Genomic DNA, 26,180 nt, shown 5'->3' with positions numbered 1-26,180 from the left:
ACCGATACAATGCGTCATTTCATCCATTTCATTTTAGCAAAGATAAGGAAATACGATTATTAAAAAAACATTACAAAATAACTATTTCAATTCCTGAGTTTTGTTCATACCCTAAAAAAACCTTTTTATATCAAACCAATGATAACAATCCACTTCTAACACATACTATGAAAATAACTAATGGATTAGCATACAATCTTAACTTTTAAATCATACATTACTTTAAGAAATCATGATTTTCCCAGTAAAAGAATGGTAAGATAAGCATATAATCTCCGTTTACAATTTAAGGTATATCCTCGGTTGAAAGGACTTGAGCTTTATGATTCAGACGATGACAGAAAACCAAATCGCTTTATTGATCATCAAAGCATTAAAAGATAATAAACAAAAAGAATTTAACAGGATTTTAGATGAACTGCAACCGTATGATATTGCTCAAGCTTATGATCATCTGCCTGAAAAGCATAAGAAGCGCTTCTTATTATTTATGACTGCTGACCGCCTTGCCCAGTTGCTAGAGGAATTGAATAAAGACATGCAGCTTGAGGTTTTAAATAAATTAGAAAATGAGAAAACAGGAAAAGTCTTGGATCTAATGGACAATGACGACCTCGCCCTTTTACTTCATGATATGTCAGCTGAGAAAATAGAAGGTCTCCTTGCCGGTATGAAACAAAGTGAATCTCGCATCATTCAGAATATGATGACCTATCCACCAGAAACTGCCGGGCGCTTAATGACTAACCGTTTTGTATGGATTCGTGATTATTACACAGTCCGAGAAGCAGTAGAGAAGTTAAAATCCTTTGCAGAATATGCTGAAACGATTAATTATTTATACGTGATAGATCAAGACAGAAAATTAGTTGGGGTTGTCTCTCACCGTGACTTACTAATCGCAGAGCCCCTCGAGGTTATCCAAGACATTATGTATGAACGGGTCATCTCAGCTGCAGTGACGACAGACCAAGAAGAAGTTGCAAACATGGTCTTAAAATATGATTTTCTTGCTATTCCAATTGTGAATGAAGAAAATGTGCTAATGGGTATTGCCACTGTTGATGACTTGATGGATGTTGTTGTCCAAGAAGCGAATGAAGATATTGAAAAACTATCCGCTTCCGGTAAGGCAATTGACTTTGATACGAAAGCTTTCGTCGCCGCTTATCGAAGGTTACCGTGGCTCATCCTTTTATTATTCATCGGCATTATTTCAGGCAGTATCATAAGCGGGTATGAGGCTACTTTATCGCAAGTCGTAGCCCTCGCCTTTTTCATGCCCATGATTTCTGGTATGACAGGTAACACAGGTACGCAATCATTAGCTGTAGTTGTCCGAGGGCTTGTATCCAATGATTTAAATAAAAAAGTGGTTACGAAACTGATTCTTAGGGAATTAGGGGTAGGCGTGATTATTGGTGTCACTTGTGGTATTTTAATCGCACTGATTGCATTTTTTTGGCAAGGAAATATTTATTTAGGCTTAGTTGTCGGAGTTTCCCTACTTCTTACTTTAATTATCGGGACACTTTCGGGAGCAACTATTCCTTTACTATTATACAAATTCGGGATAGACCCAGCCATAGCTTCCGGGCCTCTTATTACAACATTAAATGACATTTTCTCACTTGTTACGTATTTTGGTATTGCCACAATGTTTATTTCCTACTTAACTTAACATTACTTTTTTATTTTATATTGTAAATAAGGAAACTCTTTCTCAATTCGGTACGTCTATATATACGTTTAAACATATTCCTTTGCAGAAGATCCCTAATGGTTTTTTTCTGTTCGTAGCATTACCTGAATGTATAAAATAAAGATAGGTGTTTATATATGGATCGTATACAAAAAAAGAATGATCGCTTTGATTGGACATTAGCCCTGATATTATTTTTGTTCTGCATCATTAGTTGCACTGCTATTTATAGCGGGCAAACAACAGCACAGTATCCAGATAACTTCGTGCTACAACAAATAATCTTTTATAGTGTAGGTATGATTGTGATTGCCGCCATTATGTACTTTGATTCTGATCAGATAAAGCGAATGACCTGGATCTTATTCGGTATCGGCACAATACTTCAAGCAGGACTTTTTATCGCACCAGAGTCCCTTGCATATGAAGTAAAAGGAGCTAAGCTCTGGTACAACGGTCTACCAGGACCTTCTTTGCAGCCATCCGAGTTCTTTAAAATATTTCTTATCCTCGCACTAAGTAAAGTAATTGTAGATCATTATGCAAAATACACCATGAAAACGGTAAAAAATGACCTTATACTGTTTATTAAGCTTGGGCTCGTTACTTGTGTTCCGCTAGGACTAATCATTTTAGAAGATTTGGGTACGGCGCTCGTTATTATCGCTATTTTCACGGGGATTCTACTTGTATCTGGTATTACTTGGAAAATTATCCTCCCTGTTTACGGAACAGTTGCAGCTGTAGGTGGAACCATCATCTATTACATTATTTGGGCTCCTGAAACATTATTAAAGTATCTATCAGTGGATAACTACCAATTGATGCGAATTTATGCTTGGTTAGATCCGTATACACATAAACAAGGAGCTGGCTTACAACTGTACAATTCTCTTCATGCTATCGGCTCGGGAGAATTGGGTGGTAAAGGTTTTTATGAGAGACAAGTTTATATCCCCGATGTTCACACAGACTTTATTTTCAGTGTCATTGGCGAAGAATACGGCTTTATTGGTGCAAGTGTCGTGATATGCTTATATTTTATACTTATTTTCCACTTAACGAAAATTGCCTTATCAGTCAATGACCCATTTAATACTTATGTCTGCGTTGGCGTTATTAGTTATATAACGTTCCATGTATTTCAAAATATCGGGATGACCATTCAAGTATTACCGATTACAGGTATTCCTCTTCCTTTCATTAGTTATGGGGGTAGCTCCTTAATCGGAAATATGATGGCTATGGGGCTTATTTTTAGCATTAGATTTCACCAGAAGAGTTATATGTTCCAAGACAGCTCTAAATATTATCGTGCATCTTAAGGTTGCTTTTTTAAAAATCTAGCGTATAATAATGGAAAATCAAACGGAAATTCAGTGACGAAGAGAGTAGATGTAGGTGAATTCTAAAGCGAAGCAGGGATGGTGAGAGCCTGCAAGAAAAGCCACATTGAAGCGCACTTCGATAGAAGCATGGCAGAATCCAAGTAGGTCATGTCGGTTGTTCGCCCCGTTACAGGCAAGTAGTAAAGGGGTTCGTCACGAACAATTAGAGTGGTACCGCGGGTTTAAGGCTCGTCTCTCAAATTATGAGAGACGGGCTTTTTTATGTTTTCCTATATTTTTTGGAGGTGAAAAAGGTGATAGATATGAAAAAGACAATCAGTTCATGTATTCAAGTTGCAATAGATAACGCCTTAAGTGAAGGTGAGATTCGTCGCTTGTTAGAAACGCCTAAAACATCCGAACATGGCGATCTCTCTTTCCCATGTTTTGCACTAGCAAAGATTTATAAAGAAAACCCAAATCTATTAGCAAAAGACTTAACAGGAAAGCTGACTCATGAATGGATAGATCATGTTGAAGCAGTTGGGCCATATGTAAATATATTTTTTAATAAAAAAGCAATCAGTCAACTCATTATTCAAGCCGTACTACATCAAGGAGAGAATTACGGACAATCAGGAAGCGGTAAAGGTAAGACAATCGTATTAGACTACTCTAGCCCCAATATCGCCAAACCATTCTCAATGGGGCATCTACGTTCGACAGTCATTGGTCATTCCCTTGCACTTATAGCAGAAAAGCATGGATATGATACAGTTAAGATTAATCATTTAGGCGACTGGGGCACACAATTTGGCAAACTCATTACCGCCTATAAGCATTGGGGAAGTGAAGCTTTAATTAAAAAGGAGCCAATTAAGGAATTACTCCAATTATACGTAAAATTTCACGAGAAAGCTGAGGAACATCCCCACTTGCATGAAGAAGCAAGAGCTTGGTTCAGAAAACTTGAACTTGATGATGCGGAGGCAAAGCAACTTTGGTCTTGGTTTAGAGACGAATCTTTAAAAGAATTCGAGAAAACCTATCAACTGCTCGGTGTCTCTTTTGACTCTAATTATGGGGAGGCCTTTTATAACAATCAAATGAACGCGGTTGTCGATACACTGCAACAATCTGACTTGCTATCTACCTCTGATGGAGCAGAAATCGTACCCTTATCAGATGAAAATCTACCTCCTTGCTTAATTAAGAAATCAGATGGAGCGACTCTTTATGCTACACGCGATATTACGGCAGCCATTTATCGTAAACAAACATACCAATTTGATGAGGCTCTCTATATCGTTGGTCCAGAGCAGTCCATCCACTTCCAACAAGTCAAAGCCGTATTATCTAAAATGGGGCATTCCTGGGCGACACATATCCATCACATCCCATTTGGGTTGTATTTACAAGAAGGTAAGAAGATGTCGACAAGAAAAGGTCGTGTCATATTATTAGAGGAAGTATTACAAGATGCCATACAATTAGCTTCAGAGAATATTGAACAAAAAAATCCTCATCTAAAGAACAAAGATGAGGTAGCTAAAGCTGTTGGTGTAGGAGCAATCATTTTCCATGATTTAAAGAACGAACGAATGAAACAAATAGAATTTTCTTTAGAAGACATGTTAACATTCGAAGGGGAAACCGGTCCGTATGTACAGTATACCCAAGCTAGAGCGCAATCTATTTTAAACAAAAGTCAGCAACAGACTTATAAAATAGAAGGTCTATCAAGTGAATACGCTTGGCAAGTAGCTAAACTTTTATCCCTTTATCCAGATAAGCTCGTCCTTGCCCATGAAAAATCAGCACCGTCCATCATTGCCAAATATTTAATTAGTCTAGCGCAAAGCTTTAACAAATACTATGCTAACGAAAAAATACTTCATAAAGATGAACATTTATCTTCGAGACTCGGTCTTGTCAAAGCAGTAACAATCATCTTAACTGACGGCCTGCATTTACTTGGTATGAAGGCACCTCAGGAGATGTAATTTCACCTTGTACATCAGCTCCCTCTTTAGCCAATTGGGAGCTATATGATTGAATGAAACAAAAGTCTACAGTTAGTTACCACTATATATCCGGCGGCTACAATATGTAGCCTTTTTAAAAAATGCAATCTACCAGGAAAGAGCTAGAAACAGGCTTACTTCGTCATATTTCTAATCCACACTAAACCCAAAGCCTACCCTGTATGTCCCTGTTTAAGAGTACCCTTTTTCTTCTCGCCAATGAGCAATATGTCTTTTCCCTAGAACAGTGAAAAAGTAGAGAAGATAAAGAACAACGATGATTAATCCAAAAACATTTTGTTCAAATGCCTTAAGTGCCACACTCAAAATCGTCGTTAAGTATAGAAATGATAGTAATGTAGTAATTTCTTTGTTTTCAAAAACATCGGTTGATCTAGCTCCGAATTGAGAACCTAGTAGCCCACCAGCAAGTAAGAATATCCCCATAAAATAATTAATTTCTACAGTGAATGCGTAGGATAAGAAACCTGCTGAAACAATAAATAGGACTGCAAATAAGCTCGTTCCTACCGCCTTCTTAGGTAACATACCTAGAAAGGCAATCGACATTGGTACAATAATAAACCCTCCACCTACACCTAAAGAAGTGGAAACAAACCCTGCAAACAAGCCGATTAAAACCATTTTTAATATGGAAGGTTGAACTAACCCGCTCACTCCTTGCTGCGCACTTTTCTTCTTAAACATTTGGACAGAAAAGAAAGAAAGCAACACAATATACATAACAGGAATCGCCCATTCATCTAACTGATGAGCATCTAAAAAGACAACAAAAGGATGGGCAATTTGGGTAGCAATAATCCCACTCACCCCTAAAATAATCCCTGCTTTCCAATTAATATTTTTTAATTTTATATGACCGATAATCCCAGAAGATGAACTCCCAATTGTAAATAACAAACTTGTCGCAATTGCCTCAATAGGGGCAAGTCCAATGAGCATTAATAATGGTGTTAATATAAACCCTCCACCGATGCCAAAAAAACCTGACAACACACTAATTAAGGCACCTAGTAGAAAAAACAATATCAATTCCACAATTCCATCACCTTTCTATCAAACAACCATCCCCATCATACCCCATAGTAATGAAAAGAAAAAGTGCACATATAATTTCTAAAGGACAAACCACGTAATCTTAAAAAGGGGTTTTCATATATGCAAGAAATTTTACATTTACTTAAAGAATGGTTATTGGAATATGGTGTGTTTGGACTTTTTTTCGTTTCGTTCGCTGACTCTTCTTTCTTCCCCATTCCTCCTGATTTACTTTTGATTCCAATGGGACTAGCAGACAGTGATCATGTGTATTGGTACGCTTTTCTCACTACTTTCGCTTCTGTTATCGGTGCAATCTTTGGCTGGTATATCGGATTACGAGTTGGCAGGCCTGTCCTACGAGCACTTTTTAAAGAGCAACAAATCATGAAAGTAGAACTGTACTTTCAAAAGCTTGGTCCATTGGCCATTCTGATATCTGCCTTTACACCCTTACCGTTTAAGATATTTACGATTTTATCTGGCATCTCAAAAATGAAAATACAGACCGTTGTATTATGGGCAACGATTGGAAGAGGCGCAAGGTTTTATTTTGAAGCTTTTCTCATCCATCAATTAGGCAATAAAGCTGTACCTTTCATAAAAGACCACTTTACGGCATTGACCATTTATATGGCTATATTCATTATTATTATCTTCATCACAACACACTATATCAAAAACAGATTAAATTAATTCCTTAATTATAATTATTATAATTAAGTATTGATTTTAATTTTAAATCAGTTATAATATAGTTAAGACAAAACATTCTTGAGGAGATGACTAAATAATGATTACATTAGATACGAAATTAAACGCTGCCCTAAATACACAAGTTGCTAACTGGAGCCTACTTTATACGAAGTTGCATCGCTATCACTGGTATGTAACAGGTCCACACTTTTTTACACTACATGAAAAATTTGAAGAGTTATATAATGAGGCAGCTGAGGTAGTCGATGAAATGGCTGAACGCATTCTTACAATCGGTGGCAAACCAGTTGCGTCAATGAAAGAATATCTTGAGGTAGCTACACTAAAAGAAAATCTTGATGAAAAATCAGCAGAAAAAATGGTTGAGAACTTAATCAGTGATTATCAACATTTACGTGCTGAATTAAAAGAGATTACAAAGCTAGCAGATGAAGAAGAGGAACCAGCAGTTGAAGATTATGCAGTTGGCTTAATTAATTCTTTAGATAAACATATTTGGATGCTTAATGCCTATCTAGGCTAAGTACAATAGAAATAAAAAAGAAGCGAGCGAAATAGACTAATAGTTTTTCAGTCTATTCACAATCGCTTCTTTTTTATTTAGCTGTTCCCCCTTATAATAAACATAAGACAATCAACGACTGTTTAAAGGAGGCAACAAATGTTCAACAATGTCATTCAATCAGAAGAAGAATTAGAAGCTCTATTCACTCCCCCAAGTAAAGGAGCTGCTAATAAGGTCATATCTATAATCGATGAACATTGCAAAGACTTTCTTGCTCGTTCACCGTTTCTTTTTTTAGCAACAACCAATAAAGACGGGCAATGTGATAACTCACCACGTGGAGATTATCCTGGGTTCGTACAAGTGTTAGATGAGAAGCATCTAGTTATACCTGATAGACCAGGTAACAGGAGATTAGACAGTATGCACAACATCTTAAGCAACCCACAAGTTGGTCTATTATTTATCATTCCTGGTCTAAATGAAACATTAAGAATTAACGGAAAAGCTTCGATTATTCAAGATGAAGACATCCTAGCTAAAATGGCCGATAAAGGAAAGGCACCTCTCTTAGGGATCGCTGTTGAAGTTGAAGAATGTTTCCTCCATTGCGCTAACTCATTTAACCGAGCGGGAATTTGGAAGCCTGAAACTTGGCTCGAAAAAGAGTCCCTTCCTTCACCCGCGAAAATGTTCGCTGCACATATTGCTACAAATGTCATAGAAAAAGTATAGATCCCTATGACTCACGATTGTTTTAATAGGCTTATAGGTTCCTTCTGAAAGATCTTTTAGGAGGAATCTCAAACCTTTTCAACTTCATCCCAAGTGTATATTTACAATTTCAACTTCATCCCCTCATGCGTTGCTTTAAACCCTATTTTCTCATAAAAATGTTTCGCCTGAGATCGTTGCTTATCTGTTGTTAACTGTACAAGTCGCACCCCTTTTGCTTTCGCTCTCACTATCGCTTCTTTTATTAGGGCTTCACCAAAACCTTCTCCCCTACATTCACTTGCTATCCGCACACCTTCAATGATTGCTCTCCAAGCACCACGATGAGTTAAATAAGGGATATAAGTCAGTTGACAAACACCTACAACATTCTCATCCCATTCTGCTACAATTAATTCATTATGGCTATCTCCACTAATAGCTTCAAACGCTTCTTCATAATCCTGATGTAGGGGGCTGGACACATCTTCTCGACTTGTTCCTAACACATCATCTGCTAATAATTGAACAATCCTTTCTAAATCCTCTCTTTTTGCCTCTCTAAAGATCATCATAACCATCACCTCCTCTCTTATCTTACTTTCCTCACCTTCGCTTTAAAATGACAAATAATCTAAGACTTACCATTCAATTTGATTATCAATTGACATAAAACCTTTTGGTGTTATATTATCAAAATTATAGAACCATAAGGTGTCATATAACTAAGGGGGATATGAAATGAATACAATAAAGGATATTCAACAATCTATCATTTTAAATGCACCAATAAATAAAGTATGGCAACATGTTGCAACTAGTGAGGGAATCGCAGAATGGTTTATGCCTAATAACTTTCAAGCAACAGAGGGATTCACATTTGAAATACAGTCTCCGTTTGGCCCTTCTCCTTGCCAAGTACTAGAAATCGATGAGCCAAATAAATTATCTTTCTCTTGGGATACTGACGGATGGGTTGTCACCTTTTTATTAGAAGAAGTAGACAATAGAACAAAATTCACACTCATTCATAGTGGTTGGAAAGAAGCGAATACAATTCTTACTAAACCAAATGAAAAAAGCGAAATTATTCGTGAACGTATGAATAATGGATGGGAAGCCATCGTGCAAAAACGTTTAATGATGGCAATAGAGCAATCATGACAGCAATTAAGCACGACGTTTTTCAGGCAATTGCTGACCCTACTAGAAGACATGTTCTCCAGCTACTTTCAAAAGAAGAACTATCTATCGCTGCAATCAGTGCTTATTTTCCAATCAGTCGCACGGCGGTAGTCAAACATCTGCATATTCTCTCTGATGCCAACTTAGTGAAGAGCCACAGGAAAGGCAGAGAAAACATCTATCATATTAATCCAGAACCTTTAACAGAAGTAAGCCAGTGGCTGCATTATTATGAACAATTCTGGAATAACAAACTCACTAAATTAAAGTTTATTGTCGAGAATGATAAAGAAGAGTAGTCGTGTTAACGAAGCGAAAATAGGTATAATCAACTAAATTTCATGATATAATGAACCAAACACATTGGAAAGGTTGGTTTTTAAAATGAACAACCAACAAATCGCTTCTATTCCGCGTCCTCTCGTTAAAACGAATCAATGGGTTATCGTCCTAAGTGTAATTGCGACACTGATAACTGGGCAATTCTTCATTTTACTTATTCCCTTACTTGCTGGATTGATTGGCTTACTAACAGGGAATAATCCAGTGATGGTGATAGCTAAAAAGTTTCTCAAAAAACCTTTATCCTCTTATATACCTGAAGATAAAGCGCAACAACAATTTAATCAGTTAATTGCTGTAGTATGTTTAAGTATTGCATTCATTAGCTCTATCATTGGGTGGACAATACTATCTTACTCTTTCGCCATTATTGTCGGATTAGCAGCAACCATTGCTCTTTGTGGCTTTTGTATTGGCTGTTTTATTCACTTTCAGTACAATCAGTATAAATATAGACGCTCTTTGCGTTCGTAAAATAAAAAGCGAGGTCAATATGAGACCCCGCTTTTTTTCTATATTGATTACATTGCAGTTAATCCACCATCAACGATGAATTCAGAACCTGTTGAATAGCTTGATTCATCTGATGCTAAATATAATACTAGGTTAGAAACCTCTTCAGGTTTTGCCATGCGTTTAAGTGGAATATGTTTAGAGAATTCTTCTACTTGTGCTTTCGTATCCTCTTGAATAATCATTGGTGTTTCAATTACTCCAGGATGTACAGAGTTTACACGAATGCCATAGTGAGAGCATTCCATTGCTGCGGCTTTTGTAATCCCACGAACAGCGAATTTCGTATCTGTATAACCGACTGCCCCGGCAACAATACCATTCATAGATGAAATGTTAACGATCGAGCCACCTTCTGCTTTTTGCATGGAAGGAATAACCGCTTTCATCCCTAAGAAAACAGATACTTGGTTAATATCTACAATACGACGATATTCTTCTTCCGTTGTTTCAAGTAATGATTTAGACATTGTAATACCCGCATTATTTACTAACACATTAACAGGACCGAATACTTCCTCAGCTTTAGCTACAACTGTTGCCCAGTCTTTTTCGGTTGTTACGTTTTGTTTAACGAATAAAGCATTTTCACCTAATTCCTTTGCAACAGCCTCACCTTTTTCTGTGTTTAAATCAGTAATCACTACTTTTGCCCCTTCTTCAATAAATAGACGCGCATGAGCCGCACCCATCCCTTGAGCCGCACCAGTAATAATTGCTACTTTTCCTTCTAATCTTGCCATGTATAATTCCTCCTCTAATCTATCAAAAGTTATTCATGAAACCAGGATAATTGTCACTATTTTTATACTACATATGTAAATTAACAGAATTCTAATCAGTTGTCAAAATAAATGTTTCGAGTATGAAAATAATATTTGCTTAACGCTCTATTTTTCATGTTATACTCTTTATTAAGACACAGTATGAAAGGTGGTAGTCATGGTGGTAAAAGAAGACCGTCGAGTCGTGCGAACACGTACGAATTTAAAAAGTGCCATGTTAAAGCTGTTATCCGAAAAAGACTTTAAAGAGATCTCAATAACAGAAATATCTAAAGTGGCCAATTGTAATCGTGTGACATTTTACTCGCATTATAAAGATAGCTCTCATTTATTAGAAGATATATTTCAAGACTACCTAGAACAACTCGCTCAATATTTCCGTGATAGCTTTAAAGGAAAAAAAAGCTTCTTATTATCTGACCCAACACGTAATGTCCCCATCTTCGAATACGTACAAAAAAATCAATTCGTCTTCTCCCTAATGTTGATTGGCGAAGTGATACCAGGTTCACAAAACCATTTTTGTGAAACCATTACTAGCATTAGTCGCAGTGAGTTACAATTAAAAGAAGAAGTATGGTTTGATATAGAAGCGATTAATTTCTATGAAACCTACGCCCTTTTAGGACTATTTATCTTTTGGATAAAAGAAGACTTTCAAACAACTCCCGAGGAAATGGCTCAAAGACTTTCTTTCCTTCACTCAACCAGCTTGGGAGAGGCCATTGTTAAATAAAATGAACACTTAAGCTATACATAGATTTGTCTATTAAATTGAAATCATTCTACATTGATATGTTCATACCAACTATATTTCTCGTTAATTAAGCTTTGGGTGATGCAACAATTGTTGCCCACCCTATCTTTCTTTAGTTGTGACTGTTTAACAAACTGTGAAAATAGGGATTTTTTAATACAAGACCTTTTAGAGTCTTTCTACTCTTAATGTACGAACAAAACCTTTTTGCTCTGCTATCCTTGGTATTTCCGCTATCGTTGTAACAGCAAATCCCATCAAAAAGGATATACTTAAAACAAAAAAGAAGCATCTTTTTAAGAATGCTTCTTTTTCTATAGGATAATCGCTTACTCTAACAGCAGATTATTTTAATTCAGCTAATACTTCTTCGATTTTAGCAAGCTCAGATTGTAAGCCGCCACCACTTAAGTACCAAAGAGCACCATCAAGGTAGATCACACGATCATTTTGGTACGCTTGTGTTTTCTTAATAATATCGTTTTCAAGATCTTTTTCGATATTAGAATTGCCATCTACAGCCGCTGTACGGTCGATAACAAATAATACTTCTGGATCAAATTCTAGAATCGCTTCAAAACCGAAGTTTGAACCGTGAGATGAAGATTCGATATCTTGTGTAACTGGTTTGAAGCCGTAAACATCATAGATATAACCAAAACGAGAGTTTTCAGCAAATCCAGAAAGTTTTCCTTCATTATACATAGTCACTAATGAAGTTTCATAGTTGCCAGCTAACTCGTTAATTTCTTCAAGTGCTGTATCGTATTTTGCAAGATATTCTTCTGCTTCTTTTTCTTTATCAAACATTTTTGCAGCTACGTCAACAGAATTTTGGAATGTATCCCAATAAGCATCTTCGCTAGTACCTACAAATACAACTGGTGCAATTTCTTTTAATTCTTCATAAAATGCTGATTGACGACCAGAAATAAAGATAACGTCTGGATCAAGTTCAGCAATATCTTCTAAAAGAGGACCTTTTAAAGAACCAACATTTGTATACTCATCAGATGCATATGCCTCTAAGTGAGATGGCAAAGTAGACTCTTGAGGTAAACCAACTACCCCTTCAACTCCAAGTGCATCTAGTGTATCTAAGAAACCGTAGTCAAAAACAACAATTTTTTCAGGCATGCTTTCAAATTCTACATCTTCAAAGTTAACTGTTGTTCCGGCATCACGACTTTCAGTTGAAGCAACAGTCGGAGACACAGTCATTGGATAAGCAGAACCTTCCGCTGCATTATTTTCTGTTTGTTTATCTTCTGAGTTGCCTGCATCTTCAGCAGTATCGTCATTGGAACCACATGCAGCAAGCATTAAAACAAGCGCTAGAAAAAGACTAGCTAACTTCCATTTCTTCATATGTATGACCTCTCCCTATTGTATAATCTCTTATTAGCAATGATAATCATTATCACTGATAACAATAATCATTATAGATTGATTTAGACAAATCGTCAATACCATTTGCATAATTATTTTGAATTTTTTTAGAAAAATATTCTATAATTGGAAATTAATTATTTTACTGACTGTTTATTTCACCTATCGAAACACTTGCCAAATTTAGATTTTTAACGTTTGCTAAAAAAGAAGCATAAATTAAGATGTTTTAATAAAAGAAGCATAAAAATGAATAAATATGCATTTAAAGTTATGATAATTCCTTATAAAAAGGCGTGATAGTAACCCTTCCTATAAGGAATCTCTTTAAGAAATTTGCGAATTAAAATATACACATATACGGCAACCATCTTGCTCTTGAATAGGAATATCCATATCATAAATTTCTCGCAATGCGACCGAATTAATAATCTCTTCAGTCGGTCCATTCTTTACTACTTTGCCGTCTTTTAATGCGACAATCCGATCGGAATAAACAGAAGCAAAATTAATATCATGCAATACAATGACGACGGTTTTTCCAAGATCGTCAACTAATTTACGGAGAATCTTCATAATTTGGACGGAGTGCTTCATATCCAAGTTATTTAACGGCTCATCAAGCAAGACATAATCAGTATCTTGTGCAATAACCATAGCAATAAAAGCTCGCTGCTTTTGTCCCCCTGATAACTCGTCTAAAAACTTATCTTCCATATCTGAAAGGTTCATATATTCAATTGCCTGATCAACAAATTTCTTATCAGCGTCATTTAATCTACCCTTAGAGTATGGATACCTTCCAAACTCTACAAGATCTCTCACTGTTAACCTGACATTAATGTGATTCGCTTGTTTTAAAATCGATACGCGTTTCGCAAATTCATTGGACTTCCATTTCGTCACATCATTTTGATCAAGCAATACCTCTCCTGTATCTGCTTCTAACAATCTACTAACCATCGATAGAAGTGTAGATTTCCCTGCACCATTTGGTCCGATAAAAGAAGTAATGGTCCCTGGCTCAATTGCGACTGTAACGTCTTCAACAACAGGCTTTTTATTAAAACGCTTCGTTAATCCTTTTATTTCAATCATCCGGCTGACCTACTTTCTTTTAATAATAGATAGATGAAGTAAATACCACCAATAAAGTTAATGATAACACTTAATGTTGTTTTTAATTCAAATACATGCTCAACTAGGAATTGTCCACCGACTAAAGCTATGATACTAATTAAACTAGCACCAAGAATGAGCGTAGAGTGCTTATATGACGAGAGAAATTGATAGGACAGGTTAGCAACAATCAGCCCAAAGAATGTAATTGGCCCAACTAACGCAGTAGAAGTGGCAATCAAGACTGATGATAGAATTAGTACATTCATAACCATACGATCATAGTTAATCCCCAGGTTAATCGCATTTTCACGCCCAAGCGACATAACATCCAATTTATCCATGATGAAATATCCGTATATAAAAGCAAGTAACAATATGCCAAAAGCAATCATTAGTAAATCAGCTTTTACATTTGTAAAACTTGCAAATAACTTGCTTTGTAAACTTAAATATTCAACGGGATCGATCATTACTTGTAAGAATGTCACCAAGCTACCAAGCAGCGTACCAATAATCATCCCAATTAATAAAAGTAAGTAAATCGGGTGTTTGTCTGCTCTGAATAAGAAGCGGTATAACAACAATGCAAAAATGACCATGGCACATATAGCTGCACCAAAATTTAAATATTTGTTTAATACCCATATCGACATCGAACCCGCGAAGAAGTAAATCATCGTCTGAACTACTTCATACATAGAATCGATCCCCATCACAGAAGGTGTTAAGATTCTATTGTTAGTGATTGTTTGGAATACAACTGTAGAATAAGCAATCGCAACTCCGGTAACAACCATAGCTGCCACACGAATCATACGCCTTGGGAAAGCATAATCAAACCCACCTTTTATATCGTAAAAACCATACAGTACTATACAAACGACAGATATGACCGCCAAAACGATTAATTTGGTACTATTTTTTCGCATATGCTCTCCCCCTAAATAACATAATTAAGAAGATGACACTACCGATTACCGCAACTGTTACGTTCACCGGTATCTCATAAGGGTGGATCACAATGCGCCCAATAATATCACAAATTAATAAGAACACAACGCCTAAAAGAGCCGTATGTGGAATCGTTTTTCGGAGATTATCTCCCATATACAGAGACACGATATTAGGTACAATTAAGCCTAAGAACGGAATGACACCGACAGTTAGTACAACAGTCGTAGCAATGATAGCAACAAGGATGAGACCAATATTTAAAACCCACTTATAGCTCAATCCTAAATTTTTCGCAAATTCTTCTCCCATACCTGCAACGGTAAATTTATTAGCATATAAATAAGCCAAAATGAAAACTGGGATACTTACATATAAAAGTTCATATCGGCCCGAGATTACTAAAGTAAAACTCCCCATTAACCATGAAGATATATTTTGCAGGATATCAGCTTCATACGCAAAGAAAGTGGTAATAGAAGACAAAATATTCCCGTACATTATTCCAATAAGAGGAACAAATATAACATCTTTAAATTTGATACGATCAAGTATTTGCATAAATACCATCGTACCGACAAGCGCAAAGGCAAAACTAAAAAGAACTTGCTGGGTATACGTTACGTTTGTAAAAAATAGCATGGAAATCATAATACCTAGTTTAGCAGCATCTAACGTTCCCGCGGTTGTCGGAGAAACAAATTTATTCCTGCTCAAACTTTGCATAATCAATCCAGCAATACTCATTCCTGCACCAGCTAAAATAATCGCTATTAATCTAGGTACACGACTAATCAGGAAAATTTGTGTTTCATCAGACTCCCAATCTAGCAAATCCATTGGTTTAATATCAATCGCACCGATAAATAGTGATATAAATGACAGGACTATAGCTGCACAGATTAACATCCATATTCTCATATGTAAACCTCATTATCTGTTTATTCTCATCATGACAACTGAAAATGATTATCAATCTAAGTCCATTTATCATTATATAGTATAAAAAAACCTAAAACAACAGCGAATTCCTCTAGTTAGAAAGAAAAGTTAGACAATTTCAATCTAAAAAGGAGAATATATTTTGTGCCATCAAAGTTACTTGTTGGCATCTTTAGTACCATTATGTTTTACAAAAGATGGATTGATTGCGGTAAAGGCTCCGGTCTTATGGGGCATGGGGAAGTGTGCACTTTGACTCAGGGGATTCTTATACTTTAGAGGTAGACTTTCGATTTTCTCTTCATGCTTGACCTGATTCCTCACTTTCATTTCGGAGCTAATTCAACCGCTTTTGCAAATCCGAATTGGCTATTTCTCAGCAAAGACGGTTTTACCGTATCCTTGTCATCGACTCACATTTCTTCACGTTTCTATATGCGAAGAATGCAGTAATTCCCTGCTCCCATCCTCAAATCGTACAGCAATACTGATATCGCCGACTTAAACAAAAAAAAGCTCTGAACACAATGGTTATTCAGAGCCTAATTTGCTATAACAACTATATTATATACCTCTTAATCGCCATTCCTATTTCACTAATAAGTTGTTTACCAATCATTTGATTAGGTAAATTAGCTGTTAAAACAGCGGCAAGAACATACTTATTTTCATGACAGAAGTAAGCACAATCATGTTGAACACCTTGTAGCGAGCCACTTTTACTTCCGTAACTAATATTTGGATGGCTCTCTTCCTCTAATTCTGCCGTTAATAATGTGAATTGTTGTTTCGCCATTATACTCTCCATGAGCATGTAGCTATCTTTTATCCATCGCCCTTTGTCTTTCATTACTCTTAGCAATTGCACCATATCGTAAGCACTTGTTAGATTATTCACTCCTCTTTCAATCGCTTGAAAGTCCATCATTTTTCTGTTTAAACATGTTTGTTCTAAATTTAAGCTTTTAATCAAACGATTGATTGTCTCCATCTCCAAGCGATCAATGATCCAATTTGTTGCACTATTATCAGAGACAATCATCATTAATGTAAGGATATCTTTCCATGTAAAGGAAGGATTGGGAGATAGAGCTGATAAAACCCCTGCCCCTCCAACAGAAAGACCACCCTTTACTTCTTCTTCTAAGTGTAAACGACCTTTTTCCACTTCACGTAATGCTGTTAATAAAATGGGCACTTTTATTAGGCTTGCTGACGAAAACACTTGATGGGAATTGACTGATAAAATACCTTCGTCGGTTTCTATATGTACAGCTGCATCTAGACAATGTTGCTGCAACAACTCATTAACAGCTTGTTTCATTACCTCCAATTTACTCATGATTCCCTCGATGCAGCTGCTTGCTTACCATTCTTACCGTCTTGCAGGTCTTCATTATATAAGTGGCAAGCAACAAAATGTTTATCATCAACCTCTTGCCAAACAGGAGCTTGTGTCGCGCACACTTCCATAGCATGTGGACACCTCGTCCGAAACACACAGCCACTTGGTGGATTGACTGGACTTGGCAACTCTCCTTTTAAAATAATTCGTTCCCGTCTATCTTCTACATCAGGATCAGGTATGGGGATTGCTGATAGTAGTGCTTGTGTATATGGGTGTAAGGGTTTCTGATAAAGGTTTTCACTTGAAGTTAACTCTACTAAATGTCCTAAATACATAACGCCTATTCGGTCACTAATATGCTTAACCATGGACAAATCATGGGCGATAAAAAGGTAGGTTAAGCCTTTTTTCTTTTGTAAATCTTTTAATAGATTCACAACTTGCGCTTGAACAGATACATCTAATGCAGAGATAGGTTCATCAGCAATAATAAATTCTGGATCCAACGAGAGTGCTCTAGCAATACCAATCCTTTGTCTTTGCCCCCCGCTAAATTCATGAGGGTAGCGGTTTGCATGATCCCGATTTAACCCGACATCCTCCAGTAATTGATATACCCGTTCTAGACGTTCTTTTTTATTTTGATAAAGTCCTTGGACTTCCATCGGTTCAGAAATAATCTCTTGTACAGTTGAGCGAGGATTTAATGAAGCATATGGATCTTGGAAAATCATTTGCATTTTGCGATGGAATTGAAATTTTTCTTTTTCATTCATTTCATGAATATTTTTACCATCATATAAAACATCTCCAGCCGTACGATCATATAAGCCAATGATTGTTCTGCCTGCAGTCGATTTACCGCAACCTGACTCGCCTACAATCCCAAAAGTTTCTCCTTTTTTAATGTCAAAAGAAACCCCATCAACAGCTTTTAAAACGCGGTCTTTCCCTAAATGAAAATGCTTCTTTAATTGTTGGACTGATAAAATCGTTTCAGCTTGCATGTGAATCTTCCCCTTTTTTCCAGAAACGCCTTGCTGCCATTAGTTCTTTCTCGTATACCGTCCCAGCGAGTGGGATTATCTCAACATTCTTTCCCGTCTTTGGTGAATGCAGTAATTTACCATCCCCATAATAAATACCGACATGATGCAGCGCTCCTTTACCTTCTTCATAAGCGAAGAATAAAAGATCCCCTCGTTGTAGGGAATCAAGTGAAACTTCTTCTCCTTCAACAGACTGATCATGTGCATCTCTTGGTATGATGACACCATTCGCTTTACACGCAGTATAACTTAATCCAGAGCAATCATAACCGTAGCTACTCATCCCACCCCAAAAATATGGTAAATCAAGAAATTGTTCAGCTGATTCAACCACTTTCTCACCATCTTTCACCGACCAATCGGATCTAGATGAAAAAATCTCAACGTCACTCCGCTGTAAAGCACCTTCTCCGTCAGGTGTTTGTACAGTAACCAACTCACCTTTTTCTGAAATTAATGGTAAGACCGTTAAGTAACTTAGAGTGAGGATTTCATTTGTTTTAGTTAAATTGGCTTTTTTCGCAGTGACCACAGCAATCGGTCCTTGCATGACATCCCAGCTTTCACAAGCCGTCATTTGACATTTCGGTACCCAACCAGGGTAACCAACACTATTTTTGGAAGAAGGTTGAGTAGGTACAACCACATGAAACCATTCATTTGTCTCTTCTATCACGACGACTTCTTCACCATATAAAAGTTGTGATTGTACGAGATTGGCATTACATAGTTCTAAAGCTGTCTCGTAATCTAGTGATGCAATCCAAGCATTAAGGTCAGGATTTTGCTTGATACCTTGCTCATCTATTGCTCTAGGAGATTGGGCAGACGTCCATAACGTAGCAACAGGGACATTCGTAATCCATTTATTTACCAAGAGAAACCCCTCCTTTAATATCTACATCTATTATGCCTAACCCCGATTCGTTCGGAAATGTGATCTTTTTGCTTCTATATTGAATACCACCATCAACGATATCTTTCGCCATCATTAAAGGAGCATCAAAGTCAAATCGCGTAATATTTCTTTTACTTGCAGCAAAATGAGCGGCAGCAGTAATACCTACTTTCGTTTCGATCATGCTACCAACCATACATTCTATCCCGCTTGCTTCTGCCAATTGATTGATCATCTGGGCCTGATAAATCCCACCAGCCTTCATCAGCTTAATATTAATGAGATCTGCGCTACGGTTTTTAACGACTTCCAACGCCTGCTTCGGTGTAAAAATACTTTCATCGGCCATGATTAATGTATCAACATGATCCGTTACTTGTTTTAAGCCGTCGATATCCCAAGCTTTCACTGGCTGCTCAACTAACTCAATGCCTAAATCTAAATCTTCCAATTTTCGTATCGCAAAAATGGCTTCCTTCTTGCCCCATCCTTGATTAGCATCTAGTCTTAACTTAATTTTATTACCAATTCTACGGCGTACCTCTTTAATACGCTCGATATCAGTTGCAATACTATCTTTCCCTACCTTGATTTTTAATACATCAAACCCTTGTTGCACATAGTTTACCGCATCTTCCCCCATTTCTTCGGGGCCATTTACACTTACTGTATAATCGGTTTCTATTTCATGCGTATATCCACCTAAAAATTGATAGAGTGGTAGCTTACATAATTGTGATAAGCAATCATAAATAGCCATATCGATTGCTGCCTTCGCACTTGCATTACCAACTATTGCCGTTTGAACTATTGAAAGCATTTGTTCATATTGGGAAAAATCCGTATGCATTAGATTCGGAGCCATCACTTCGTTAATAGCCGCTTCAATACTCCCCATCGTATCACCTGTAATGACAGCTGTAGGCGGCGCTTCTCCCCAACCAACAATTCCGTTATCACAAATTATTTTGATAATGACACTATCCGCTGTATTTACTGTGCGCAGCGCGGTTTTAAATGGCTTTATGAGTGGTATAGCTACGCGATGTGTCTCAATTCTTTTGATTTTCATATTTGACATCCACCTTTATAAGACTCCATGTTCAATCGTTAAATCTTGTGTCTCGGCATTAAGCTTTGCAGGTACACCAAGTGGTAAAGAAAAATGCGGTGTACAATGACCAATCATGAAGCCTTTCACAGCTGGCTTTCCGATAAGTTTAAAATAGTAATCTAACACTTCATCTAGTGATAATGATTGTTCTCTTTCAGGCTTACAATTCTTAAAATTCCCAATGACGAACCCTGCTGCTTGTTGGAGCTTCCCAGCCATATATAGTTGATTCAACATGCGGTCAATCGATCTCGGCTCCTCATGAACATCTTCGATTAAGATAATTTTATCCTTCGTATCAATCTCAAATGCAGTTCCTATTGTGCTAGTGAGCAAACACAGATTACCTCCGACAATGTCACCTTCTGCTACTCCTGAAACAATTGTCTCAAGATTCCCTAATGTTTTAGGATATACCCTACCTTCTGGTTCCATTATTTGCTTCATAAAAGTCTTCGATAACGTTTGATCCTCTTGCACTGAGCCGATATCTGAAGCTAGCATCGGTCCATGAAAAGTAACTAACCCCGTCTGTTGTCGAATAGCTGTATGTAGAAAAGTAATATCACTATAGCCCCAAAAAACCTTTGGATTTTCAGCAATCATTTTATAATCAATATCATCAGCAATTCTAGCTGTTCCATAGCCACCTCCTGCACAGATAATGGCTTTGACTTCCTTATCAGCAAACATCATATGTAAATCTTTTAATCTATTCTCATTCGGCCCAGCTAAATAACCGTATTGTTCAAAGAGAGACTGGCCGAGCTTTATTTTCAATCCTAATTCTTTCTCCAAAAAAGTAAATGAACGTTTTAAGTTTTCTTGATTTGGTGGGCTTGCAGGTGCGATTACCCCGACTGTATCCCCCATGCGTAATCTAGCCGGTTTGATGATCATTTCCCCACATCCTTTTCATTGTCATTACTTCAATATATGCGTATGTGTATTCTGTTATTTCATCACTACCTAACATCACAAGCAATCTTTTAAGCGCGATTAGGCAAATCTAGACATCAATCTATTTATTTCTCAGGAAATATTGTCGAAATATAAGAGCTGTTCAGCTATCATTTCTTACTATATGTGAAGAGTGAACCCCCGAAAGGGCTCACCTCACCATTCAAACCTCATATCTTAATAAAATTATTTTTTATCTGCCCACTTCAATTCGATATAGCCAACTGGATGGCGAACAATACCAGTTATATCTTCATTCTGTAAATACACTTGATTGTAGAAGTGAATCGGCATGATCGGCATTTCTTCAAAAAGGATTTTCTCGGCTTCATACATCATTTCAAAACGTTTTTCTTCGTTTGCTTCGTTCTTAGCATCTTTAATCAATTTGTCATATTCTTCATTAGACCAACCTGTACGGTTCATTGAATGTCCTGTTTGGAAATTTTCTAGGAAGTTAATTGGATCAGCATAGTCAGCTAAGAAAGAACTTCTAGAGAATTGGAACTTAAGAGCTGTTTGTTCTTCTGAAAAGACATTCCATTCCATATTCGCCAATTTCACACTAACATCTAAGTTTTCTTTAAGCATTTGTTGGATCGCTTCTGCCATTTTTTTGTGATTCTCACTTGTGCTATAAGTTAACGTGACTTCAGGAAGTGTATCATATCCTTCTTCTTCCATTCCTTTTGCTAAAAGAGCCTTCGCTTCCTCAAGATTAGTTTCTACCAGATTACCACTAGCTTCACGGAAATCCTTACCTGATGGATCTTTAAACCCTGGGGAAACAAATCCATATGCTGGCTCTTCACCATTTTTTGTAACGTAATCAACAATCTCTTGTTGATTGATTGCCATGACAAACGCCTTACGAATATTCACATTTTGGAATGGTTCCATCGTTACATTAAAACGGTAGAAATAATCTCCCGCTTGTTCGACCATTTGTGCAGAACCATCAGCAAATAATTCTTCGCTCAACTCCGCTGGAACAGCTGATGTATCAAGTTCACCAGTTTTATACATTTGATATTCTGTTGTTTCATCATCCACCATCGCCCAGTGAACCTTATCTAACTTCACATTAGTTGCATCCCAATAGTTCTCATTTTTCTCCATTACAAAGTGGCTATCATGCTGCCATTCTGTTAATTTGAAAGGTCCATTTGAAACATATGAATCAGCTTCTGCGAACCATTCTGGGTTTTCTTCAGCCACTTTTTCATTAATCGGGAAGAACGCCGGATTCGTGATAACGCTTAAGAAGTAAGCTTGTGGACTTGTTAATGTTACTTCAAATGTTTTTTCATCGACAGCCTTTACTTGAACATCATCTGCAGAACCATCGCCGTTATTAAAAGCTTCTCCACCTTCAATGAAATAACCTAAAAACGCGGCAGCCGAACCAGTATCTGGGTTTAGTAGCCTTTTCCACGCATAAACGAAATCGCCCGCTGTTACATCATCGCCATTAGACCATTTCGCATCGTCTCTTAAATGGAATGTATAAACTTTACCATCCTCAGAAACATCCCATTTCTCAGCAATTGCTGGAGCTGGTTGGTGATCTTCTCCTAATCTTGTTAAGCCTTCCATCAAGTTATTCAATGCCGACCAAGAGACACTATCAAAACCGATTGGCGGGTCAAAAGAGGTCGGTTCTTGGGCATTATTCATATACAATACTTTTTCTGCCGCCTCTTCTCCTCCTCCAGTTTCACCATCTGTTTCCTTCCCTGCCTCCTCATTCGCTGTACAAGCAGATAGAACAAGAGCGAAAACTAGTAATAATACAAGTGAGAATAGCTTCTTCATCATATTTCCCCCTTCATCTTTATAAAATTTTATATTTTCAGCTATTTCAGCTGATAAATATTAAGACTGCTTACTTGACCATCATTTTTAATTTTTGCGCCCTTTCATCTTGCAACCAACAATCCACTTTATGTGTATTGGAAAGTTTCTTTTCACGAGGAATGATCTTATCACATACTTCCATAGCAAAATCACATCTTGCTGTAAATGGACAACCAATTGGTGGTGAAAATAAATCAGGGGGTGAACCTAAAATAGGAACCAGTTCCCCGCCAATTAGATCGAGTCTCGGTACAGATTGCAACAACCCTTTCGTATAAGGATGCTGGGGCTGATAAAAAATTTCTCTCCTCGTGCCTTCCTCAACGATTTTACCAGCGTACATAACGGCAATGCGGTCAGCTACTTGGGCGACCACACCTAAATCATGTGTGATCAAAATAATGGATACATCAGTCTTCTTTTGTATTTCTTTAAATAAATCAAGTATTTGCGCTTGGATTGTTACATCCAAAGCTGTTGTTGGTTCATCAGCAATAAGAATTTCCGGCTCACACACCAGGGCGATGGCAATCATCAGCCTTTGTCTCATCCCCCCACTAAATTCATGAGGGTAGTTTTTCATACGCATATCTGCATCAGGAATACCGACAAGATTTAACATATCAAGTGCCCGTTTTCTTGCCTTTTCTTTTGTTGAACCATCATGTTGTATAATGCCTTCTATGAGCTGCTTTCCTACAGTCAATGTCGGGTTTAATGCCGTCATTGGATCTTGGAAAATCATTGAAATATCCTTCCCGCGTACAGTTCTCATTTCTTTTTCAGAAATATTCACGAGGTCTTTATTTTTAAATCGAATCGCACCAGACGCAATCTTTCCTGGTGGTGAGGGGATGAGCCTCATAATACTTTGTGAGGTCACACTTTTCCCACAACCCGACTCGCCAACAATGGCTAATGTTTCTCCCTTATTTAAGTCGAAGGTAACACCTCTTACTGCTTTTACTTCTCCGCCATACGTCTTAAACGTTACATGCAGATCTTCCACTTCAAGTATTTTCTCCATGATTGTTACCTCCTTAACTTAGGATCCAATGCGTCTTGTAAACCGTCACCTAACACATTAAATGAGAACATCGTTAAACTAATAAATAACGCTGGGAAGAATAGTCTCCACCAATCTCCAGTTAATATGGAAGTGAGTGCATCATTAGCCATCGATCCCCAACTAGCTAGTGGGGGTTGAATCCCTAACCCTAAGAAACTAAGAAAGGCTTCAGCGAAAATGGCTGATGGTACTGTTAAAGTCATCTGAACGATTATCGGTCCCATCGTATTCGGAAGTAAGTTTTTACGAATGATTCTCCCCGTTTTCGTACCAAAGGTTTTCGATGCCATTACAAATTCATAGTTTTTCACCTGAAGAACTTGCCCACGGACAATCCTGGCCATTCCTACCCAGCCTGTGATCGACAGGGCAAAAATAATGGTGAATAATCCTGGTCCCATGACCACACTTATTAAAATCACAACTAAAAGATAAGGAAGACCGTATAATACCTCTACAATCCGCATCATTACATTATCTGTGCGTCCACCCTTATAACCGGCAATGCCTCCATAAGCAACACCAATGGCAAAGTCAATAAGTGCTGCAGCAAGACCAACAAATAAGGAAACTTGGGCCCCTTCCCACACTCGAGTAAAGACATCTCTACCTAGTTCATCTGTGCCAAACCAAAATTCTGAAGATGGCGCTAAGTTTTGATTCGCCAGCATTTGTTCCGATCCATTATGAGGGGAAATCAACGGTCCTACAAAAGACATAATGGTTAAAAGAACAAGAAAAACGAGCCCTGACATAGCCAATTTATTCTTCAATAGCCTTTTCCATGCATCTTGCCAATAAGAAAGACTTGGTCTAACTACCGCTTCCGCTTTTCTTTCATCTTTTTCTTTCGGGGAAAACCAATCATCTGGAATATCTGTATATGTATCGTTCGTTTGCTTTTGTATCTCCATCAGTTCCCCTCCTTTTTATGAAGCTTAATTCTAGGGTCTAATATGCCGTAAGCAATGTCGACAAGGAATAACATGACGATTAATATCGAGCTGTAAAACACCGTAGTCCCCATAATGACTGGATAGTCACGCGTATTGATACTCTCAACGAAATACTTCCCCATGCCCGGGATAGCAAATATTTTCTCAATCACAAATGTACCTGTAAGAATACTGGCAGCTAATGTACCTAGCACGGTTACTACCGGTAAAAGCGCATTGCGCAGTGCATGTCTAAAAACGATTGTTACAGGCTTCAAACCTTTCGCTTTCGCTGTGCGAATATAGTCCTGAGTTAACACTTCTAGCATGCTGGATCTTGTAAGCCTAGCAATAATTGCCATCGGTCCAGTCGCAAGCGCTAGAGTCGGTAGCACCATATGCATTGGACTCGACCATGTTGCTACAGGAAAAATTGGAAGGTTAACTGCAAGTTGCTGAATTAGCATGGTTGCCATGACAAAATTCGGAATGGAAATACCTAAAACAGCTACAGTCATAGCTAAATAATCTATAAAGCCATTATGTCTAAGGGCGGCGATCACGCCGAGGGTAATCCCGGATATAACGGCCACTATGAGGGTTACCATCCCTAATTCAAAAGAAACAGGAAAGCCCCGACCGAGCATATCATTAACCGACTGCGCCGGCTTTTTAATCGAAGGTCCAAAATCAAAGGTAACGACAGATTGGATATAAGAAAAATACTGGACATATAGTGGTTCATCTAAATGATAGAATGCTTCTAAGTTCCTTTGAACAGCTTCACTTGTTGCACGTTCATTATTAAATGGCGAACCTGGTATAGCATGCATAAGAAAGAATGTAAGTGTGATGATTACCCATAAGGTGATGACCATCGCCCCGAGTCGTTTTCCAATGTACTTAAGCATAGAC

Annotated in this window: 26 protein-coding genes and 1 other annotated feature; of the genes, 10 read left to right on the top strand and 16 right to left on the bottom strand. The window is 37.5% G+C overall.

From position 1 onward, the window contains the following. Positions 1-322: 322 nt before the first annotated feature. The 3 genes from mgtE to argS all read left to right on the top strand — a co-directional run bounded on the left by mgtE (position 323) and on the right by argS (position 5,033). The gene (mgtE, locus tag U9M49_RS17865) at positions 323-1,681 is read left to right on the top strand and encodes a magnesium transporter (protein ID WP_095370850.1); all 1,359 of its coding nucleotides are present in this window, start codon (positions 323-325) and stop codon (positions 1,679-1,681) included. 158 nt (positions 1,682-1,839) lie between these two features. Beyond that, positions 1,840-3,027, top strand: coding sequence for an FtsW/RodA/SpoVE family cell cycle protein (locus U9M49_RS17860; RefSeq protein WP_095370851.1), 1,188 nt, complete (start codon positions 1,840-1,842; stop codon positions 3,025-3,027). A 45-nt stretch (positions 3,028-3,072) separates the two neighbouring features. Further along, positions 3,073-3,290: a binding site (T-box leader), on the top strand. A gap of 57 nt (positions 3,291-3,347) precedes the next feature. Next, a complete protein-coding gene (gene argS / locus U9M49_RS17855) occupies positions 3,348-5,033 on the top strand; it encodes an arginine--tRNA ligase (RefSeq protein WP_416337108.1) in 1,686 nt (561 codons plus the stop codon). A 213-nt stretch (positions 5,034-5,246) separates the two neighbouring features. Here the strand turns inward: argS and U9M49_RS17850 are convergent, their stop codons facing one another. Beyond that, complete coding sequence (locus tag U9M49_RS17850; RefSeq protein WP_322910310.1) at positions 5,247-6,113, bottom strand: sulfite exporter TauE/SafE family protein; 867 nt, start codon at positions 6,111-6,113, stop codon at positions 5,247-5,249. Between the two features lie 120 nt (positions 6,114-6,233). On the opposite strand from U9M49_RS17850, the gene U9M49_RS17845 reads away from it, so the two are divergent. The 3 genes from U9M49_RS17845 to U9M49_RS17835 all read left to right on the top strand — a co-directional run bounded on the left by U9M49_RS17845 (position 6,234) and on the right by U9M49_RS17835 (position 8,070). Continuing rightward, entirely contained in the window at positions 6,234-6,809 is a 576-nt protein-coding gene (locus U9M49_RS17845; RefSeq protein WP_095370853.1) for a YqaA family protein, read from the top strand. A 97-nt stretch (positions 6,810-6,906) separates the two neighbouring features. Next, positions 6,907-7,353: a DNA starvation/stationary phase protection protein gene (locus U9M49_RS17840; protein WP_322910309.1), complete on the top strand. Its 447-nt coding sequence runs from the start codon at positions 6,907-6,909 to the stop codon at positions 7,351-7,353. 138 nt (positions 7,354-7,491) lie between these two features. Continuing rightward, on the top strand, positions 7,492-8,070 hold the full coding sequence (locus U9M49_RS17835; RefSeq protein WP_095370855.1) for a pyridoxamine 5'-phosphate oxidase family protein: 579 nt from the start codon (positions 7,492-7,494) through the stop codon (positions 8,068-8,070). 101 nt (positions 8,071-8,171) lie between these two features. Here U9M49_RS17835 and U9M49_RS17830 read toward each other — a convergent pair whose 3' ends face one another. Continuing rightward, the gene (locus tag U9M49_RS17830; protein ID WP_095370856.1) at positions 8,172-8,624 is read right to left on the bottom strand and encodes a GNAT family N-acetyltransferase; all 453 of its coding nucleotides are present in this window, start codon (positions 8,622-8,624) and stop codon (positions 8,172-8,174) included. Between the two features lie 166 nt (positions 8,625-8,790). Here U9M49_RS17830 and U9M49_RS17825 point away from each other — a divergent pair, with 166 nt between their 5' ends. The 3 genes from U9M49_RS17825 to U9M49_RS17815 all read left to right on the top strand — a co-directional run bounded on the left by U9M49_RS17825 (position 8,791) and on the right by U9M49_RS17815 (position 10,050). Further along, positions 8,791-9,213 (top strand): SRPBCC family protein, encoded by a 423-nt coding sequence (locus tag U9M49_RS17825; RefSeq protein ID WP_095370857.1) that lies wholly within the window; start codon positions 8,791-8,793, stop codon positions 9,211-9,213. Next, on the top strand, positions 9,210-9,533 hold the full coding sequence (locus U9M49_RS17820) for an ArsR/SmtB family transcription factor (protein WP_095370858.1): 324 nt from the start codon (positions 9,210-9,212) through the stop codon (positions 9,531-9,533). The genes U9M49_RS17825 and U9M49_RS17820 overlap by 4 nt, the downstream gene beginning before the upstream one ends. An 85-nt stretch (positions 9,534-9,618) precedes the next feature. After that, positions 9,619-10,050 carry a DUF4395 domain-containing protein gene (locus U9M49_RS17815; protein ID WP_095370859.1) on the top strand — a complete coding sequence of 144 codons (432 nt, stop codon included), beginning with the start codon at positions 9,619-9,621 and terminating at the stop codon, positions 10,048-10,050. Positions 10,051-10,097: 47 nt separating this feature from the next. On the opposite strand, the gene U9M49_RS17810 is transcribed toward U9M49_RS17815, so the two are convergent. Continuing rightward, positions 10,098-10,832 (bottom strand): glucose 1-dehydrogenase, encoded by a 735-nt coding sequence (locus U9M49_RS17810; protein WP_095370860.1) that lies wholly within the window; start codon positions 10,830-10,832, stop codon positions 10,098-10,100. Between the two features lie 199 nt (positions 10,833-11,031). Between U9M49_RS17810 and U9M49_RS17805 the strand changes: the two genes are divergently transcribed. After that, positions 11,032-11,610, top strand: coding sequence for a TetR/AcrR family transcriptional regulator (locus tag U9M49_RS17805; protein WP_095370861.1), 579 nt, complete (start codon positions 11,032-11,034; stop codon positions 11,608-11,610). Positions 11,611-11,976: 366 nt separating this feature from the next. Here the strand turns inward: U9M49_RS17805 and U9M49_RS17800 are convergent, their stop codons facing one another. The 13 genes from U9M49_RS17800 to U9M49_RS17740 form a co-directional block, all read right to left on the bottom strand. Continuing rightward, positions 11,977-12,999: a siderophore ABC transporter substrate-binding protein gene (locus U9M49_RS17800; protein WP_095370862.1), complete on the bottom strand. Its 1,023-nt coding sequence runs from the start codon at positions 12,997-12,999 to the stop codon at positions 11,977-11,979. Between the two features lie 348 nt (positions 13,000-13,347). Continuing rightward, positions 13,348-14,118 carry an ABC transporter ATP-binding protein gene (locus tag U9M49_RS17795; protein WP_095370863.1) on the bottom strand — a complete coding sequence of 257 codons (771 nt, stop codon included), beginning with the start codon at positions 14,116-14,118 and terminating at the stop codon, positions 13,348-13,350. Next, positions 14,115-15,071, bottom strand: coding sequence for an iron chelate uptake ABC transporter family permease subunit (locus U9M49_RS17790; RefSeq protein ID WP_095370864.1), 957 nt, complete (start codon positions 15,069-15,071; stop codon positions 14,115-14,117). Before U9M49_RS17790 ends, U9M49_RS17795 begins: the two co-directional genes overlap by 4 nt. After that, on the bottom strand, positions 15,058-16,014 hold the full coding sequence (locus U9M49_RS17785) for an ABC transporter permease (RefSeq protein WP_095370865.1): 957 nt from the start codon (positions 16,012-16,014) through the stop codon (positions 15,058-15,060). Before U9M49_RS17785 ends, U9M49_RS17790 begins: the two co-directional genes overlap by 14 nt. A gap of 580 nt (positions 16,015-16,594) precedes the next feature. Beyond that, positions 16,595-17,377 carry a serine hydrolase gene (locus U9M49_RS17780; protein WP_095370866.1) on the bottom strand — a complete coding sequence of 261 codons (783 nt, stop codon included), beginning with the start codon at positions 17,375-17,377 and terminating at the stop codon, positions 16,595-16,597. Then, positions 17,374-18,390, bottom strand: coding sequence for an ABC transporter ATP-binding protein (locus U9M49_RS17775; protein ID WP_251162953.1), 1,017 nt, complete (start codon positions 18,388-18,390; stop codon positions 17,374-17,376). Before U9M49_RS17775 ends, U9M49_RS17780 begins: the two co-directional genes overlap by 4 nt. Next, positions 18,380-19,309 (bottom strand): C40 family peptidase, encoded by a 930-nt coding sequence (locus U9M49_RS17770; RefSeq protein WP_095370868.1) that lies wholly within the window; start codon positions 19,307-19,309, stop codon positions 18,380-18,382. Before U9M49_RS17770 ends, U9M49_RS17775 begins: the two co-directional genes overlap by 11 nt. After that, positions 19,299-20,402: a dipeptide epimerase gene (locus tag U9M49_RS17765; protein ID WP_095370869.1), complete on the bottom strand. Its 1,104-nt coding sequence runs from the start codon at positions 20,400-20,402 to the stop codon at positions 19,299-19,301. Before U9M49_RS17765 ends, U9M49_RS17770 begins: the two co-directional genes overlap by 11 nt. 15 nt (positions 20,403-20,417) lie before the next feature. Then, the gene (locus tag U9M49_RS17760) at positions 20,418-21,344 is read right to left on the bottom strand and encodes a S66 peptidase family protein (RefSeq protein ID WP_095370870.1); all 927 of its coding nucleotides are present in this window, start codon (positions 21,342-21,344) and stop codon (positions 20,418-20,420) included. 246 nt (positions 21,345-21,590) lie between these two features. Further along, positions 21,591-23,219 (bottom strand): peptide ABC transporter substrate-binding protein, encoded by a 1,629-nt coding sequence (locus U9M49_RS17755; protein WP_307315508.1) that lies wholly within the window; start codon positions 23,217-23,219, stop codon positions 21,591-21,593. A 70-nt stretch (positions 23,220-23,289) separates the two neighbouring features. Beyond that, on the bottom strand, positions 23,290-24,288 hold the full coding sequence (locus U9M49_RS17750; RefSeq protein WP_095370872.1) for an ABC transporter ATP-binding protein: 999 nt from the start codon (positions 24,286-24,288) through the stop codon (positions 23,290-23,292). 5 nt (positions 24,289-24,293) lie between these two features. Then, positions 24,294-25,244, bottom strand: a complete 951-nt coding sequence (locus U9M49_RS17745) for an ABC transporter permease (RefSeq protein ID WP_095370873.1) — start codon at positions 25,242-25,244, stop codon at positions 24,294-24,296. Continuing rightward, a complete protein-coding gene (locus tag U9M49_RS17740) occupies positions 25,244-26,176 on the bottom strand; it encodes an ABC transporter permease (RefSeq protein ID WP_095370874.1) in 933 nt (310 codons plus the stop codon). Before U9M49_RS17740 ends, U9M49_RS17745 begins: the two co-directional genes overlap by 1 nt. Positions 26,177-26,180 lie beyond the last annotated feature (4 nt).

Source organism: Cytobacillus sp. OWB-43, assembly GCF_034651445.1.
Taxonomy (GTDB): domain Bacteria; phylum Bacillota; class Bacilli; order Bacillales; family Cytobacillaceae; genus Cytobacillus; species Cytobacillus kochii.
The sequence above is the reverse complement of the archived record's forward strand: the minus strand, read 5'-3'. Positions and strand labels throughout refer to the sequence as shown.

What these genes read in the sequence shown, in the direction of transcription:
- mgtE (WP_095370850.1), top strand. Translation starts at nt 323, where the DNA reads ATGATTCAGACGATGACAGAAAACCAAATCGCTTTATTGATCATCAAA.
- U9M49_RS17860 (WP_095370851.1), top strand. Translation starts at nt 1,840, where the DNA reads ATGGATCGTATACAAAAAAAGAATGATCGCTTTGATTGGACATTAGCC.
- U9M49_RS17845 (WP_095370853.1), top strand. Translation starts at nt 6,234, where the DNA reads ATGCAAGAAATTTTACATTTACTTAAAGAATGGTTATTGGAATATGGT.
- U9M49_RS17840 (WP_322910309.1), top strand. Translation starts at nt 6,907, where the DNA reads ATGATTACATTAGATACGAAATTAAACGCTGCCCTAAATACACAAGTT.
- U9M49_RS17835 (WP_095370855.1), top strand. Translation starts at nt 7,492, where the DNA reads ATGTTCAACAATGTCATTCAATCAGAAGAAGAATTAGAAGCTCTATTC.
- U9M49_RS17830 (WP_095370856.1), bottom strand. Translation starts at nt 8,624, where the DNA reads ATGATGATCTTTAGAGAGGCAAAAAGAGAGGATTTAGAAAGGATTGTT.
- U9M49_RS17825 (WP_095370857.1), top strand. Translation starts at nt 8,791, where the DNA reads ATGAATACAATAAAGGATATTCAACAATCTATCATTTTAAATGCACCA.
- U9M49_RS17820 (WP_095370858.1), top strand. Translation starts at nt 9,210, where the DNA reads ATGACAGCAATTAAGCACGACGTTTTTCAGGCAATTGCTGACCCTACT.
- U9M49_RS17815 (WP_095370859.1), top strand. Translation starts at nt 9,619, where the DNA reads ATGAACAACCAACAAATCGCTTCTATTCCGCGTCCTCTCGTTAAAACG.
- U9M49_RS17810 (WP_095370860.1), bottom strand. Translation starts at nt 10,832, where the DNA reads ATGGCAAGATTAGAAGGAAAAGTAGCAATTATTACTGGTGCGGCTCAA.
- U9M49_RS17805 (WP_095370861.1), top strand. Translation starts at nt 11,032, where the DNA reads ATGGTGGTAAAAGAAGACCGTCGAGTCGTGCGAACACGTACGAATTTA.
- U9M49_RS17800 (WP_095370862.1), bottom strand. Translation starts at nt 12,999, where the DNA reads ATGAAGAAATGGAAGTTAGCTAGTCTTTTTCTAGCGCTTGTTTTAATG.
- U9M49_RS17795 (WP_095370863.1), bottom strand. Translation starts at nt 14,118, where the DNA reads ATGATTGAAATAAAAGGATTAACGAAGCGTTTTAATAAAAAGCCTGTT.
- U9M49_RS17790 (WP_095370864.1), bottom strand. Translation starts at nt 15,071, where the DNA reads ATGCGAAAAAATAGTACCAAATTAATCGTTTTGGCGGTCATATCTGTC.
- U9M49_RS17785 (WP_095370865.1), bottom strand. Translation starts at nt 16,014, where the DNA reads ATGAGAATATGGATGTTAATCTGTGCAGCTATAGTCCTGTCATTTATA.
- U9M49_RS17780 (WP_095370866.1), bottom strand. Translation starts at nt 17,377, where the DNA reads ATGAGTAAATTGGAGGTAATGAAACAAGCTGTTAATGAGTTGTTGCAG.
- U9M49_RS17775 (WP_251162953.1), bottom strand. Translation starts at nt 18,390, where the DNA reads ATGCAAGCTGAAACGATTTTATCAGTCCAACAATTAAAGAAGCATTTT.
- U9M49_RS17765 (WP_095370869.1), bottom strand. Translation starts at nt 20,402, where the DNA reads ATGAAAATCAAAAGAATTGAGACACATCGCGTAGCTATACCACTCATA.
- U9M49_RS17760 (WP_095370870.1), bottom strand. Translation starts at nt 21,344, where the DNA reads ATGATCATCAAACCGGCTAGATTACGCATGGGGGATACAGTCGGGGTA.
- U9M49_RS17755 (WP_307315508.1), bottom strand. Translation starts at nt 23,219, where the DNA reads ATGAAGAAGCTATTCTCACTTGTATTATTACTAGTTTTCGCTCTTGTT.
- U9M49_RS17750 (WP_095370872.1), bottom strand. Translation starts at nt 24,288, where the DNA reads ATGGAGAAAATACTTGAAGTGGAAGATCTGCATGTAACGTTTAAGACG.
- U9M49_RS17745 (WP_095370873.1), bottom strand. Translation starts at nt 25,244, where the DNA reads ATGGAGATACAAAAGCAAACGAACGATACATATACAGATATTCCAGAT.
- U9M49_RS17740 (WP_095370874.1), bottom strand. Translation starts at nt 26,176, where the DNA reads ATGCTTAAGTACATTGGAAAACGACTCGGGGCGATGGTCATCACCTTA.